The 13,678-nt window shown below is 62.7% G+C and carries 13 protein-coding genes; 9 read left to right on the top strand and 4 right to left on the bottom strand.

Annotated elements, in window-relative coordinates:
• Window positions 1–127 precede the first annotated feature (127 nt).
• On the top strand, window positions 128–1,273 hold the full coding sequence (locus ACKLNA_RS08810) for an MFS transporter (protein ID WP_265812886.1): 1,146 nt from the start codon (window positions 128–130) through the stop codon (window positions 1,271–1,273).
• Between the two features lie 21 nt (window positions 1,274–1,294).
• Here the strand turns inward: ACKLNA_RS08810 and ACKLNA_RS08815 are convergent, their stop codons facing one another.
• Window positions 1,295–2,863, bottom strand: coding sequence for a phospholipase D-like domain-containing protein (locus ACKLNA_RS08815; RefSeq protein WP_408985644.1), 1,569 nt, complete (start codon window positions 2,861–2,863; stop codon window positions 1,295–1,297).
• 346 nt (window positions 2,864–3,209) lie between these two features.
• Between ACKLNA_RS08815 and ACKLNA_RS08820 the strand changes: the two genes are divergently transcribed.
• The 4 genes from ACKLNA_RS08820 to ACKLNA_RS08835 all read left to right on the top strand — a co-directional run bounded on the left by ACKLNA_RS08820 (window position 3,210) and on the right by ACKLNA_RS08835 (window position 7,677).
• Window positions 3,210–3,869 carry a DUF1120 domain-containing protein gene (locus tag ACKLNA_RS08820; RefSeq protein ID WP_408985645.1) on the top strand — a complete coding sequence of 220 codons (660 nt, stop codon included), beginning with the start codon at window positions 3,210–3,212 and terminating at the stop codon, window positions 3,867–3,869.
• A gap of 130 nt (window positions 3,870–3,999) precedes the next feature.
• Complete coding sequence (locus tag ACKLNA_RS08825; RefSeq protein WP_408985646.1) at window positions 4,000–4,707, top strand: fimbria/pilus chaperone family protein; 708 nt, start codon at window positions 4,000–4,002, stop codon at window positions 4,705–4,707.
• Complete coding sequence (locus ACKLNA_RS08830; RefSeq protein ID WP_408985647.1) at window positions 4,707–7,130, top strand: fimbria/pilus outer membrane usher protein; 2,424 nt, start codon at window positions 4,707–4,709, stop codon at window positions 7,128–7,130. Before ACKLNA_RS08825 ends, ACKLNA_RS08830 begins: the two co-directional genes overlap by 1 nt.
• A 16-nt stretch (window positions 7,131–7,146) precedes the next feature.
• A complete protein-coding gene (locus ACKLNA_RS08835) occupies window positions 7,147–7,677 on the top strand; it encodes a hypothetical protein (RefSeq protein ID WP_408985648.1) in 531 nt (176 codons plus the stop codon).
• A 6-nt stretch (window positions 7,678–7,683) separates the two neighbouring features.
• On the opposite strand, the gene ACKLNA_RS08840 is transcribed toward ACKLNA_RS08835, so the two are convergent.
• Complete coding sequence (locus ACKLNA_RS08840) at window positions 7,684–9,108, bottom strand: PLP-dependent aminotransferase family protein (RefSeq protein ID WP_273896058.1); 1,425 nt, start codon at window positions 9,106–9,108, stop codon at window positions 7,684–7,686.
• A 179-nt stretch (window positions 9,109–9,287) separates the two neighbouring features.
• Here ACKLNA_RS08840 and ACKLNA_RS08845 point away from each other — a divergent pair, with 179 nt between their 5' ends.
• A complete protein-coding gene (locus ACKLNA_RS08845) occupies window positions 9,288–9,533 on the top strand; it encodes a DUF1127 domain-containing protein (RefSeq protein ID WP_408985649.1) in 246 nt (81 codons plus the stop codon).
• A gap of 43 nt (window positions 9,534–9,576) precedes the next feature.
• Here the strand turns inward: ACKLNA_RS08845 and ACKLNA_RS08850 are convergent, their stop codons facing one another.
• Window positions 9,577–10,887: an NAD(P)/FAD-dependent oxidoreductase gene (locus ACKLNA_RS08850; RefSeq protein ID WP_408985650.1), complete on the bottom strand. Its 1,311-nt coding sequence runs from the start codon at window positions 10,885–10,887 to the stop codon at window positions 9,577–9,579.
• A gap of 145 nt (window positions 10,888–11,032) precedes the next feature.
• On the opposite strand from ACKLNA_RS08850, the gene ACKLNA_RS08855 reads away from it, so the two are divergent.
• Window positions 11,033–11,386: a YkgJ family cysteine cluster protein gene (locus ACKLNA_RS08855; protein WP_007954485.1), complete on the top strand. Its 354-nt coding sequence runs from the start codon at window positions 11,033–11,035 to the stop codon at window positions 11,384–11,386.
• A 4-nt stretch (window positions 11,387–11,390) separates the two neighbouring features.
• Here the strand turns inward: ACKLNA_RS08855 and ACKLNA_RS08860 are convergent, their stop codons facing one another.
• Window positions 11,391–11,879, bottom strand: coding sequence for an Lrp/AsnC ligand binding domain-containing protein (locus tag ACKLNA_RS08860; protein WP_003177284.1), 489 nt, complete (start codon window positions 11,877–11,879; stop codon window positions 11,391–11,393).
• Between the two features lie 154 nt (window positions 11,880–12,033).
• Between ACKLNA_RS08860 and dadA the strand changes: the two genes are divergently transcribed.
• Both dadA and ACKLNA_RS08870 read left to right on the top strand, forming a co-directional pair.
• Window positions 12,034–13,338: a D-amino acid dehydrogenase gene (gene dadA, locus ACKLNA_RS08865; RefSeq protein WP_085708888.1), complete on the top strand. Its 1,305-nt coding sequence runs from the start codon at window positions 12,034–12,036 to the stop codon at window positions 13,336–13,338.
• Window positions 13,310–13,663: a RidA family protein gene (locus tag ACKLNA_RS08870; RefSeq protein ID WP_085708889.1), complete on the top strand. Its 354-nt coding sequence runs from the start codon at window positions 13,310–13,312 to the stop codon at window positions 13,661–13,663. The genes dadA and ACKLNA_RS08870 overlap by 29 nt, the downstream gene beginning before the upstream one ends.
• Window positions 13,664–13,678 lie beyond the last annotated feature (15 nt).

The following is a 13,678-nucleotide window of genomic DNA, read 5'->3' on the forward strand; positions in this document are numbered from 1 at the left end:
GCGAGCTTGCTCGCGAAAGCGGTGTATCCGTCAGCACATCTGCTGAAGGTGAAACCGTTATCGCGAGCAAGCTCGCTCCCACAGTGTTTTGTGGTGCATATAAAAATTATCCACAGGAGCGTGGACCATGCGTTGGGCGACGTATTTCGCCGTGTTGGCGTCTGTCTTGAGTGTTGGCCTGGCCCTTGGCGTCAGCATGCCGCTGGTGTCGTTGCGTCTGGAGGGCTGGGGTTACGGCTCGTTCGCCATCGGCGTGATGGCGGCGATGCCGGCCATTGGCGTGCTGCTGGGGGCGAAGGTTTCGAGTCATCTGGCGGCGCGCTTCGGCACAGCGAACCTGATGCGCCTGTGCCTGTGGGGCGGGGCATTGTCCATCGGCCTGCTGGCACTGCTGCCGAGTTATCCGATCTGGCTGGTGCTGCGGCTGATGATCGGGGTGATCCTGACCATTGTCTTCATCCTCGGCGAGAGCTGGATCAATCAACTGGTGGTCGAGCAGTGGCGCGGGCGACTGGTGGCGCTGTATGGCAGCAGTTATGCGCTCAGCCAACTGTCCGGGCCGTTACTGCTGGGTGCGCTCGGTACCGAGCATGATTACGGCTTCTGGGTGGGTGTCGGCCTTTTGATCGCTGCGCCACTTCTGTTGCTGGGGCGCAGCGGGGCGCCGAGCAGCGAGGCCAGCAGCGTGACCTTCGGCGATCTGTGGGGCTTCAGTCGCGAATTGCCGGCAATTGCCTGGGCGGTGTCGTTGTTCGCCGCGTTCGAGGCAATGATCCTGACCCTGTTGCCGGTGTACTGCCTGCAACAGGGCTTCACGGCGGAAATCGCGCTGGCGATGGTCAGCACCGTGGTGGTGGGCGACGCGCTGCTGCAATTGCCCATCGGTGCGCTGGCCGACTACCTGTCGCGGCGGACCTTGTTCGCCGGCTGCGCCGTGGTGCTGATGCTGTCGAGTCTGGCGATCCCGATGCTGATCGACACCCTGCTGATCTGGCCGCTGTGGGTGCTGTTCGGCGCCAGTGCCGGTGGGCTGTTCACCCTGTCGCTGATCCTGATCGGCGAGCGCTACCGCGACGACGCACTGGTGCGCGCCAATGCGCATGTCGCGCAGCTGTGGGGCGTGGGTTGTCTGATCGGGCCGTTGGCGGCAGGGGCGGGCAGTCAATGGATCAGCGGGCACGCGTTGCCGTGGTTCATGGCGGCCGGGGCGTTCGGGCTGGTGATTCTGCTGTCCCGGCAAGGGGCGTTCGGCAAGGTGCCCGAGCCTGCCTGACGGCCTGGCCGGGGTGGATGGCTACAGCATCCGCTCCAGGCCCACCGTGGTGCTGAACCACGCATTGAACCGCCGCCACCAGCTGCCGGGTTCCTTGGTCAACGTGTGCATCTGGCCGTTGTCCTCGGTGACCCAAACGACTTTCCCGTCCTGAAGTTTTGCCTCGTAACTCAGCGCCGGCGCCATGCCCTGCAAGGCCAGATCCCGAACATGGGCAGCCAGTTCGGGGCTGTCCACCAGCACCCCGACTTCGGTGTTCCACAGCACCGAGCGCGGGTCGAAATTGAACGAGCCGATGAATGCTTTTTTCCCGTCGAAGATCATCGCCTTGCTGTGCAGGCTGGAATCCGAGCCGCGAAACGATTTGCTGTAAAACAGGTGCGGGCCGCTGCCGAAGTTATCCCCAGGCTGGCGCCGCAGTTCATACAACTTCACGCCATGTTCCAGCAGTGCCTTGCGATAGGGCGCGTAACCCCCGTGCACTGCCGGCACGTCGGTGGCTTCCAGCGAGTTGGTCAGCAGACTCACCGATACGCCCGCATCGGCACGGCCAGTCAGATAGACCAGCCCCGGCTGGCCCGGCACGAAGTAGGCGGAAATCATCATCAGCTCCTTGCTGACGCCCCGCAGCTCCGGTGCCAGTTGCGTGGTCAGCAGCAGTTGCGGATCCGGCTCGCCGTCCGCCAGCACCTTGCTCGGCGCGTCCCACAACGCCTGGTTCCACGCCCAGATCAGTTCCCGGCGCCAGATATCCATGCGCGGGTGGGTGGTGAAGGTCATCAGTTGCTGGTACAGCGCGTGATTCTGTTTGCGGGTTTCTTCCAGGGACTCTTCCAGGCGCGTGCGGGTGTTCTGCAGGTCTTTGGCCGAAGGTTTGCTGGAGAGAAATTCCTCGATCGGCTTGCTCAGGGCGCTGTTCCAGTACTGATCGAAGCCGTGCCCGAGCTGTTCGGCGACCGGCCCGACGCTGAGCATGTCGATGTCGGTGAAGTTCAGGTTGGGCTCGGCATCGAAATACTCGTCACCCAGATTGCGCCCGCCGACAATGGCGGCGCTGTTGTCCGCCAGCCAAAGTTTGTTGTGCATCCGCCGGTGTTGCTGCGACAGGTTGAACAGCCGGCCTGCAGCACGGGTCACGCCGGTGCTGCGGCCCAGGTGCAGTGGATTGAAGAGGCGGATCTGGATATTCGGATGCGCCGCCAGCGTCGCAATGATCAGGTCGAGGCCGTCGCTGGTGGTGTCGTCCAGCAGGATGCGCACCCGCACGCCACGGTCGGCAGCCTTCAGCACCTCTTCCACCAGCATTCGCGTACTGATGCCGTCGTGGACGATGTAGTACTGCAAATCGAGGCTGCTCCGGGCGTTGCGGATCAACTCGGCGCGGGCGGTGAAGGCTTCGGTGCTGTTGGACAGCAGGCGGAAGCCGGACTGGCCTTTGTACGGCGCGGCCTGGGCCTGGATCGAGCGGCCGAATGCGGAGTCGGATGCCGGCAGCGCCTGGCTCGGCTCGCGCGGGACATCCAGCGAGGCGCACCCGGTGAGCAGCAGGGCGGACAACAGTGCAGGCTGCAGGAAGTGTCTGGAGCTCAAGTCGGATCGTTCCGGGTGTGGGCGAGGTTGGGAGTATGGCACGGTGCACGCCGCCTGTTGCCTGTTCGCAAAAGGCAGTCAATCCGATCCCTGAAGCAGAGCGGTTTGTAGCTCATGGCTGTCGGCAGGACGCCGTTTCTTAAACAAGTTGAGGATTTTTCCGGCTCTCATGAGCTACGCCCCGCAGCGATTTTTCCAGCGCGCAATACACCCCTCGCCTTACATCACTGCAGTGAAGCAATCGGAATAATGACAACGCTGATTCTGAGGCAGGACGTTTCCTGTTTTTCAGCAGAAGAAGCGCAGCTGGCTGTCATCTTTCGATTCTTATGGAGTGAGAATTTTCATGCGCAAGACCTTTCGTGCAATCGCTGTCGCAAGCGCCCTGTGTCCGGCATTGGCCATGGCCGATGGTGCAGACCTGACCATCACCGGAACGATCATCCCGACTTCCTGCACGCCGGCCTTCACCGGCGGTAACACTGTGGATCTGGGCAATATTTCCGCCGCGGCACTGAATCGGGACAGTCAGACCGAACTGACCAACCACAACGTGACGCTGAGTGTGAGTTGCTCGGCGTCCGCACCCATGGCCATCAAGGTGCATGACAATCAGGCCCATACCCAATTGCCGGGCATCGTCGTCGATGGCTCTGATTGGGCCATGTACATCTACGGAATCGGAGAGGTTGCAGGCACCAAGATCGGTGGATACGGCCTGCGATACGGCACGCCGACCGTCGATGGTCAAACCTCGATCGTGATGTACAAACAAGGTGCGAACGCCAATTGGGACGTCCCGGCGCCTGCCACGCTGGTCGGGAAAAACTACGAAGGCAATCTTCGTTATTCCTGGGGTCGCAGTCTGGCTGCCGGGCCGCTGCCGGGCGTGGTGCACACCTTTCCCATGACGCTGGTGCCGGTGATCGGCCCTGCGTCGAAGCTTCCTATCACCTCTGAAATCGCGCTCAACGGCTCGGCGACATTCGAGCTGCTCTACCTCTGACAGAGCGCGCAACGCGCAACCCATCGACAGGCACCGGTCGCTTCCGGGGCCTGTCCTTTTTCAATCAATGTAATCGGCTGGCCTGTGCCCGGCATGGATGCCGGCTGCGCGCTCGCCTGTGGACAACGTCATGAACGCCTGTGTGCGAAATGTCATCACCAGCATCTTGCTGGTTTCCTTGTGGGCACCCGGCCCGATCCGGGCGGCGGGGATGGTTCCCGAGACGCCTGTCGTAGTGCTCGACGAAGGCGTGGGTGAGGCTGGTATCAATGTGTTCAACAGCGAGTCGCATCCCGCGTTGCTGCACACGTCTGTCGAAGACGTACCGCAGGACACTGAGTCATTGCTGTTGCTGACACCGCCGGTGGCACGGGTCGAGGCCGGTGCGACGCAGCGTGTGCGTTTCATCCTGCGCAGTGCAGAGCCTTTGAAGACCGAGCGCCTCAAACGAGTGATATTCGAGGGGATCGCGCCGCAGGACTCGACGGGCAAGGCGCAGGTGAGCCTGAGCGTGCGGCAGAACATTCCGGCGATCCTGCGGCCGGCGAATCTGCCGGTCGACCGCGAGCCCTGGAAGCATCTGGTCTGGTCGCGACAAGGCACGCAAGTGCAGGTACGCAATCCCAGTCCGTACGTTGTGCGGCTGGGCCATTCGGTAACTCTGCTGCCCGGGCAAAAGGAAATGGATCTGGGCCGTACCTACGTCCTGCCCGGCGAGCAACTGACCTTGAGCGGAACGGCTGAGCCGAGTCATTCGCCGCTTCAGGTACGGCTATTTCCAGTGACCACTTACGGTTATGCCGTCGCCCACTTCGACGCCCCCTTGGTGACGGATTGATGCATTGGCGTTGTTATGCCGGCGCTGCGCTGATGGTCATTCTGGGTTGTGCCCGTATCGCCGTAAGTGCAGAGCGTGAGGCGGTGCAGTTCAATCAGGATCTACTGAAATCACGCGGGCTGGATCCGCGCCTGGCCGAATATTTCAGCCAGGCACCGCGCTTTCGCGAGGGCGTGCAAGCCGTCGCGCTGTCGGTCAACGGGGTTCCCAAGGGGCGGGTGCAGGTGGCGTTTGATGGCGAAGGCGAGTTGTGTTTCACGCCGTCCCTGCTGGAGCGGGGCGGCATCCGGGCGGCGGACAACGTCGAGCCGGCGGGTGGATCGGGATGCGAGCTGTTCGCCCGGTACTTTCCGGGTGCGGTGGTACAAGCCGATCCGTCGCAGGAACACATCTCGCTGCTGTTGCCCACCGATGCGCTGGTGCTTGATCGCCCGGCCCGTCGCAGCTTCCTCAACGGGGGCACGGCAGGCCTGTTCAACTACGACGCCTTGCTGCTGGGCAGTCGTTTCGCCGGCCAGTCTTCGCAGTTCCGCAATCTGAATGCCGAGCTGGGCCTGAATGCGGCGGACTGGTCGTTTCGCAGTCGCCAGGTGTACAGCGCGTTTGCCGGAGAGAATCGCCTCGAGCATTTGTATGCCTACGCCTCGCACACTTCGGAACGCTATCAGGCCAACCTGCAACTGGGTCAGTTGAACATGGTCTCGCCGCTGTTTTCCGGTGAGGCATTCAACGGCTTCCAGGTGCAGCCGGAACTGGCTCTGATGGCGCTGGATGATGACAGCTCCGGTGCGCGGGTTGAGGGCATAGCCTATTCCGCCGCGCGAATCGAAGTCACCCAGAACGGTGCGCTGATCTACACCACGGTGGTGCCCGGTGGGCCGTTCGCGCTGGTGGGTTTGCCACTGCTCAGCCAGAGCGTGGATCTGGAAGTGACGGTGCACGAAGAGGGCGGTCAGCAGCGGCGTTTCATTGTGCCGGCGACGCAGTTGCGGGGCGGTATGACGGGCAGGGCGGCAGGCTATGGGCTGGCGGTCGGTCAGGTAAGGCGTTATGCCGGTGACGAGCGTGATGCGCCGTCCTTTGCCGCTGCCAGCAAGGATTGGCGACTGGGCCCGCGCGGGCAGGTCACGGCCGGCACCATGCTTGGCACAGGCTATGAGTCGCTGGGGTGGGCAATGCAGGGCGGCATCGGTGATCGGCTGATACTCGGTGGGCGCCAGGTGATTTCCCGGGCACAGGATCAGGCCGTGTCCGGCACGCAGTTGCAGTGGACGGCCAGCGGTCGGTTGAGTGAAAGCTTGTCGACAAGTGTTGCGCTGACCCAGCAGACCCAGGGTTTCCGCACGCTGTCGGACACCACCTGGGATTCGCGCAATGATCGACCGTTCCAGCGAGTGCGCAATCAACTGACGGCAAACCTCAGTACCAGCAGTCTGGTGTACGGAGGCTTTTCTGCCAGCTACTCGCGGTTTTCGATGTTTGACGGGACGGCCACTTCCAGAGTCGCCCTGGCCTGGTCGCAGAGCGTTCGGCGGGCCAATGTGACATTCACGGTTGAACGGGATGTCGCCGGGGTCTCCGACGATGCCCGTGGCACAGCGGCCTATCTGAGTGTCAGCCTGCCTCTGGGCGCGCGCCAGACCTTGCGCGGCTACGTGCGTAACGACGACGTGAGCGGCACCCGCAGCGGTCTGCGATTCAATGAACAGCTCAGCGACACCCTGGCCTACAGCATCGGCGCCGAGCGACCGGATGACGGCAGCGCCGGGTTCAACGGGCGGGTCAATCTGTTGCCCCGCTACAGTCAGGTGGACGTGGGCTATTCCCGCAGCGGCGCCGGTAACCAGAACTATGACATCGGCCTGCGTGGCGGTGCGCTGGTACATGGTGCCGGCGTGACGCTGTCGCCTTATCCCCTGCGTGAAACCTTCGCCTTGCTCAAGGCCGGCGACAGCGCCGGGGTCAAATTGAACACCCCCCGTGGCCCGGTCTGGACCGATCATTCCGGGCACGCCGTGGCAGCGAGTCTGCCGGCGTACAGCAAAGGACGGATCGAGCTGGACACGGCCAGCCTGGGGCGCAATGTCGATGTGCACAACGCTTTTCAAGAGGTCGAAGCTGGGCGTGGCGCCTTCGCGCATCTGGCGTTCGACATGGTCACCGCGCGGCGCGTGCTGTTGCAGGCGCGCATGCCGGATAGCCATTTTGTCCGCAAGGGTGTCGGTGTTTTTGATGACCGGGGGCGGTACGTCACCAGCGTGCTGGAGGCTGGGCGGATTTTCCTGCCGGACGTGCAGCCAGATCTAAAGCTGCACGTGCTGTTACCGGATGGCCAGCGATGTCATCTGGAATTCGCCATGAGCCTGGAGCCTGATGTCGACGGGTTGTATGAAACCGCAGCGGCCATCTGCCGCACTGTCTGAAAAAGGAAAGAGCATCATGCAAGGATTGAAGTCGGGCGCCATTTGCGTGCTGCTGACGGGGCTTTTGACATCAATGGGAAGTGTGAGGGCGAGCCCCGATTGCACGGTCAGGCTTGGTCCGGCTGCTATCGATTTCGGCACCACGACCCGCGGGCAGTTGCTGGCGCAGTCGGTACAAGGTGAACCGTTGAGTTTCGGTCTTCGCCGTGCTCAGGCGACTGTCCAGTGCAGCCGGCCCGGTCCGTTGCGCCTGGAGCTGACCGGGCCGGTCGCCGATCCCGGACATTACCGCTTCGGCGCCGGTACGCTCAGGGTTCGTGTGTTGAGCCTGCGGGTCGACGGCAGGCCGACCCAGTGGCTCACTGAGGGGCCGGATGCTGATGTTCTGCGTCCCGGTTCCAGACTGATCCCCGCGCTCGCCGGTATTGGAATCGAGGGCCAAGGCATGGAAATCGAGCTGGAACTGGATGCACGTGTGCCATCGGCTGCAAGCCGGGTCAGTGACCTGACCCGTTTCGACACCGATCTGGGATTTCGCCTGCGCTGAGGTGCGTCAGTTGTGACTGTCCGCCAGAAGCTTGATCGCCGCCGCGCCGACCTTGCGCACTGCCTCTTCGATCAGCGCTGTCGGTTTGGCCGCGTAGTTCATGCGCAGGCAATTGCGGTACTTGCCCGAGGCGGAAAAAATGCTGCCGACGGCAATCTGTACGCCCTGATCGTGCAGCGCACGATTCAGTTTCAGCGTATCGAAACCTTCCGGCAATTCGACCCAGAGCATGAAGCTGCCTTGCGGGCGACTCGCGCGGGTGCCGGCCGGGAAGTAACGGGTCACCCAGTCGATCATCACGTCGCGATTGCGCTGGTATTGCGTGCGCATCCGCCGCAAATGCGGTTCGAAGTGCCCGGCCTTGAGAAATTCGGCAATCGCGATCTGCGGCTGGGGAGCGGTGGAGCCGGTGCTGATGTATTTCATGTGCAGCACCCGCTCGAGGTATCGACCGGGCGCGACCCAGCCGATGCGCAATCCCGGCGCGAGAGTCTTGGAAAACGAACTGCACAGCAACACGCGGCCATCCTCGTCGAATGATTTGATCGTACGTGGGCGCGGATAGGTGTAGGCCAGTTCGCCATACACGTCGTCCTCGATGATCGCCACGTCGAAACGCTGGGCCAGATTCAGCAGGGCGCGTTTGCGCGACTCCGGCATGATGTAGCCGAGGGGGTTGTTGCAGTTGGGCGTGAGCTGGATGACTTTGATCGGCCATTGCTCCAGCGCCAGTTCCAGCGCTTCGAGGCTGATGCCGGTGAGCGGGTCGGTGGGGATTTCCAGGGCTTTCATGCCCAGCCCCTTGAGGGTCTGCATGGCGCCGTGAAAGCTTGGCGAATCCACCGCGACGATGTCCCCCGGCTCGCAGATCGCGTGGATGCTGGTGGACAGCGCTTCGTGGCAACCGGTGGTGACGACGAGGTCGCTGGCGCTCAACTGGCAGCCGGAGTCGAGCATCAGCCGGGCGATCTGTTCGCGCAGTTCGAGGGTGCCGTGGATGTTGTCGTAATACAGACCGGGCATGTCCTGGCGGCGGCTGATCCGGGCCAGCCCGCGCAGCAGCGGCTTCATCGTCGGTGACGAGATGTCCGGCATGCCGCGACCGAGCTGCACCACGTCCTTGCGCGGCACCGCGCGAATCAGTTCCAGCACCTGATCCCACTGGGAAATCTCCACCGGACGCTGGGCCGGACGCCCGATGGCCGGCAGTTCCGGCAACTCGCGCCCGACCGGCACGAAGTAGCCGGATTTGGGCTTTGGCGTGGCCAGGCCGCTGTCTTCCAGCATTCGATACGCCTGCTGCACCGTGCTCAGGCTGACCCCATGTTCTACGCTCAAGGCGCGCACCGACGGCAGGCGATCACCAGGACGGTAGAAGCCTTGTTCGATGCGGGTGCCGAGCAGCTCGGCGAGGTTCACATACAGGGTCATGGCACTGCCTCGATGCAGGTGATTCGAAAAACCAGTACAGATGCGGCGTAAATCGACAATTCAGTCCCGGAGACAGCAAATCTGTATGGAAATAATACAGATGTGTTGAATCTGTAATGCTTTTGTCGGCCCGCGCATCATGGAATCTCTGGCTACCCAAGTAAACAGGAGCGACAAAAATGAACGGCTTGAGCGATGTGCGGCTGACGTTACACAGTCAGGAACTGGAGGCGGGGCAACAGGACAGGGCGCGCAACGAGATGCTGCGCAACGCGCCGTCCGGCCTGAGTCGCTGGGGTCTGTTCTGGCATCGTCTGCACACACGCAAAGCGTTGCTGGGCCTGACACCGGAACAGCTCAAGGATGTCGGGCTGACCCGGGAGCAGGCGATGGAGGAGGGGTTGAAGCCGTTCTGGCGGATCTGAGATCTGTATCAGGATTGTTCCCACGCTCTGCGTGGGAACGATCTCAGACCAGTTCTTTAAGGCGATGCCACAACATCCCCAACGCCAGCAACGGCGAGCGCAGGTGCTTGCCGCCGGGGAAGGTGATGTGCGGCACTTTGGCGAACAGGTCGAAGCCACCGCCGTGTTGGCCGCTGATGGCCTCGGCCAGCAACTTGCCCGCCAGGTGCGTGGCATTCACGCCGTGGCCGGAATAGGCCTGGGCGTAATACACGTTCGGCTGATCGCTCAGCCGGCCAATCTGCGGCAGGCGGTTGGCACCGATGCCGATCATCCCGCCCCACTGATAGTCGATCTTCGCTGACGCGAGCTGTGGGAACACTTCGAGCATCTTCGGCCGCATGTACGCGCCGATGTCCTTTGGATCACGCCCCGAATAATGGCAGGCGCCGCCGAACAGCAGGCGCCGGTCCGCCGAGAGTCGGTAGTAATCCAGCGCCACCCGCTGGTCGCAGACGGCCATGTTCTGGGGCAGCAGGGCGTGGGCCTGTTCTTCGCTCAGTGGTTCAGTGGCGATGATGTAGCTGCCGGCGGGCAGCACTTTGCCGCTGAGTTGTGGATTCAGATTGTTGAGATAGGCATTGCAGCCCAGCACCAGGGTTTTCGCCCGCACCGAACCTTGTGCCGTATGGACCCGGACTTCGGGGCCGTAGTCGATGCGGGTGACTGCCGATTGCTCGAACAGCTTCACCCCGAGTTGCTGCGCTGCTGCGGCTTCGCCCAGTGCCAGGTTCAGCGGATGCAGATGGCCGGAACCCATGTCGATCAAACCACCGACGTAGCGTCTGGAGCCGACCACGGTGTGCATCTCGTTGGCTTGCAGCAGACGGGTTTCGTAGCGGTAACCGAGACCGCGCAATTCTTCGGCGTCTTCGGCGAAGCCTTCCAGGTCGGAAGGCTTGTTGGCGAGGTCGCAGTAGCCCCAGGTCAGGTCGCAAGGGATCTGAAACTTCTCGACACGCTGTCGGACGATTTCCACCGCTTCCAGCCCCATGAGCTTCATCTGACGCACACCGTCGGCGCCGATCACGTTGGCGAACTGGTCGAGGCCGTGACCAACCCCGCGAATCAACTGCCCGCCGTTGCGGCCGCTGGCGCCCCAGCCAATCCGGTGCGCCTCCAGCAGCACGACGCTCAAGCCGCGCTCCGCCAGCTCCAGCGCGGTGTTCAGCCCGGAGAAACCACCGCCGACCACGCACACATCCGCGATCAGCTCACCTTGCAGCACCGGATGGTCGGGCTGCGGCAGGCTGCTGGCGGCGTAGTAAGAGGCAACGTGGGGTTGGCTCGCGAAGGCTTGGGCGCGGGCATTCATGGGCGTCATCCTGAGCGGGTGTCGAGAAAATTTGACGGAGCATAAGCCGCAGGCCCGAGGCCGGGCAACATTGGTCGGCCTGTGGTGTCTGGATCGCGGCTTTTGCGGCACAATTGCCGCCTATTTCGCTCCGGTTACCGCTGCAATGAGCTGCAACAGTCAGAAAATCCGCACCCTGCGTCAGCAGATTCCCACGTTCGAGTGCGTGCCGGGCTGTCACGATTGCTGCGGGCCGGTGACCACCTCGCCCGAGGAAATGTCCCGCCTGCCGCGCAAGACTCGCGCCGAGCAGGACGCGGCCATGGAAGAACTCAACTGCGTGCACCTGGGGCCGAACGGCTGCACGGTGTATGACGAGCGGCCGCTGATCTGCCGGCTGTTCGGCACCACCCAGACCTTGCCGTGCCCCAACGGCCGGCGGCCGGTGGAGCTGATTCATCCACGGGTCGAGAAGCAGGTGTTCGAATACATGGCCGAAAACCGGCAGGTGCTGGTCTGAGCGATCAGTCCGGAATCGGCAGGCTCAGGCTCTCTTTCACTTCTTCCATCACGATGTAGCTCTTCGATTCGCGCACGTGCGGAAGCTTGAGCAGGATGTCGCCCAGCAGCTTGCGGTACGAAGCCATCTCGGAAATCCGCGCCTTCACCAGATAGTCGAAATCCCCTGACACCAGGTGGCACTCCAGCACGTGGGGCAGTTTCAGCACGGCACGCCGGAACTCTTCGAATGTGTCGCCGGATTTGTAGTCGAGGCTGATCTCGACGAACACCAGCAGGCTGCCCTTCAAGTGCTGCGGATTCAGCCGGGCGTTGTAGCCCATGATGATTCCCTCGCGCTCCAGCCGCCGCACCCGCTCGGTGCAGGGCGTGGTGGAGAGCCCGACCTTCTCGCCCAGTTCAGTGAATGAAATCCGCCCGTCCGCCTGCAGGATCCGCAAGATGTTGCGGTCGATCTTGTCCAGCTCACGTTTGGTCTGAGTGTTGGTACGCATAGGGGATGCGCCTCCGTGAAAAGGGTTTTTGCCGAGAATTGTCGCCAAATATAGGCGCTTATACAGTGAAAAGCACTGGCGAATCTTTTTTACACTGCGCGCATCATTGCTCTAACAACAGACGTACGCGGCACGCCGCGAGAGGGATACAAAAATGCGCGTTATGGTCTTGGGTAGCGGCGTCATCGGTACCGCCAGTGCTTACTATCTGGCCCGTGCCGGGTTTGAAGTGGTGGTGGTCGACCGGCAGCCAGCCGCGGCCATGGAGACCAGTTTCGCCAACGCCGGCCAGGTCTCGCCGGGCTATGCCTCGCCGTGGGCTGCGCCGGGCGTGCCGCTCAAGGCCATCAAGTGGCTGCTGCAACGCCACGCGCCGCTGGCGATCAAGGCCACCGCCGACATCGACCAGTACCTGTGGATGGCGCAGATGCTGCGCAACTGCACCGCCAACCGCTACGCGGTGAACAAGGAGCGCATGGTGCGTCTGTCCGAGTACAGCCGCGACTGCCTCGATGAACTGCGCGCCGAAACCGGCATCGCCTACGAAGGCCGCAGCCTGGGCACCACCCAGCTGTTCCGCACCCAGGCGCAACTTGATGGCGCCGCCAAGGACATCGCCGTTCTCAAAGAATCCGGCGTGCCGTTCGAAGTCCTCGACCGCGCCGGCATTGCCCGCGTCGAGCCGGCCCTGGCCAGCGTCACCGACATCCTCGCCGGTGCCTTGCGCCTGCCGAACGACCAGACCGGCGACTGCCAGATCTTCACCACCCGCCTCGCCGAAATGGCCGTGAACCTGGGTGTGGAGTTCCGTTTCAATCAGGACATCCAGCGCCTCGACTTCGCCGGTGACCGCATCAACGGCGTGTGGATCGACGGCAAGCTGGAAACCGCCGACCGCTACGTGCTCGCCCTCGGCAGCTACTCGCCGCAACTGCTCAAGCCGCTGGGCATTAAAGCCCCGGTTTATCCTTTGAAGGGCTACTCGCTGACCGTGCCGATCACCAATCCGGCCATGGCACCGACTTCGACCATTCTCGACGAGACCTACAAGGTCGCAATCACCCGTTTCGACAACCGCATCCGCGTCGGCGGCATGGCGGAGATCGCCGGCTTTGACCTGTCGCTGAACCCGCGTCGGCGCGAAACCCTGGAGATGATCGTCAACGACCTTTATCCTCAGGGCGGCAATCTGGCCGAAGCGAGTTTCTGGACCGGCCTGCGTCCAACCACGCCGGACGGCACCCCGATTGTCGGCGCCACCCCGTTCAAGAACCTGTTCCTGAACACCGGTCACGGCACCCTCGGCTGGACCATGGCGTGCGGCTCCGGTCGCTTGCTGGCTGACCTGATGGCGAAGAAAAAGCCGCAGATCAGCGCCGAAGGCCTCGATATTTCCCGTTATGGCAACAAGACCCAGGAGTCCGCGAAGCATGGCAATCCAGCGCCAGCTCACCAATGAGCGCATGAGTCAGATCGTCAGCCACAACGGCATCGTGTATCTGGCCGGGCAGGTCGGTGACGACTTCAACGCCGGAGTCGAACAACAGACCCGCGACGTACTCGCCAATATCGAGCGTCTGCTGGATCTGGCCGGGACCGACAAGCAGCATCTGCTGTCGGCGACGATCTACCTGAACGACATCGAGGCGCACTTTGCCGGGATGAACTCGGTGTGGGACCAGTGGCTGCCCAAAGGCGCCGCGCCGGCCCGTGCCACCGTCGAAGCGAAGATGGCCAAGCCGAGCATTCTGGTCGAGATCTCCATCGTCGCCGCCTTGCCGTAAACCGTTGTAAAGATC

The organism is Pseudomonas sp. UV AK001, assembly GCF_046097675.1.
In the GTDB taxonomy this organism is placed as follows: Bacteria; Pseudomonadota; Gammaproteobacteria; order Pseudomonadales; family Pseudomonadaceae; genus Aquipseudomonas; species Aquipseudomonas kribbensis.

Bases quoted from the DNA above. Each gene is read 5' to 3' on its own strand.
- ACKLNA_RS08840 (WP_273896058.1), bottom strand. From the start codon at position 9,108: ATGACCCTGTATGTGAACCTCGCCGAGCTGCTCGGCACCCGCATCGAA.
- ACKLNA_RS08845 (WP_408985649.1), top strand. From the start codon at position 9,288: ATGAACGGCTTGAGCGATGTGCGGCTGACGTTACACAGTCAGGAACTG.
- ACKLNA_RS08830 (WP_408985647.1), top strand. From the start codon at position 4,707: ATGCATTGGCGTTGTTATGCCGGCGCTGCGCTGATGGTCATTCTGGGT.
- ACKLNA_RS08810 (WP_265812886.1), top strand. From the start codon at position 128: ATGCGTTGGGCGACGTATTTCGCCGTGTTGGCGTCTGTCTTGAGTGTT.
- dadA (WP_085708888.1), top strand. From the start codon at position 12,034: ATGCGCGTTATGGTCTTGGGTAGCGGCGTCATCGGTACCGCCAGTGCT.
- ACKLNA_RS08855 (WP_007954485.1), top strand. From the start codon at position 11,033: ATGAGCTGCAACAGTCAGAAAATCCGCACCCTGCGTCAGCAGATTCCC.
- ACKLNA_RS08820 (WP_408985645.1), top strand. From the start codon at position 3,210: ATGCGCAAGACCTTTCGTGCAATCGCTGTCGCAAGCGCCCTGTGTCCG.
- ACKLNA_RS08825 (WP_408985646.1), top strand. From the start codon at position 4,000: ATGAACGCCTGTGTGCGAAATGTCATCACCAGCATCTTGCTGGTTTCC.
- ACKLNA_RS08870 (WP_085708889.1), top strand. From the start codon at position 13,310: ATGGCAATCCAGCGCCAGCTCACCAATGAGCGCATGAGTCAGATCGTC.
- ACKLNA_RS08860 (WP_003177284.1), bottom strand. From the start codon at position 11,879: ATGCGTACCAACACTCAGACCAAACGTGAGCTGGACAAGATCGACCGC.
- ACKLNA_RS08850 (WP_408985650.1), bottom strand. From the start codon at position 10,887: ATGAATGCCCGCGCCCAAGCCTTCGCGAGCCAACCCCACGTTGCCTCT.
- ACKLNA_RS08835 (WP_408985648.1), top strand. From the start codon at position 7,147: ATGCAAGGATTGAAGTCGGGCGCCATTTGCGTGCTGCTGACGGGGCTT.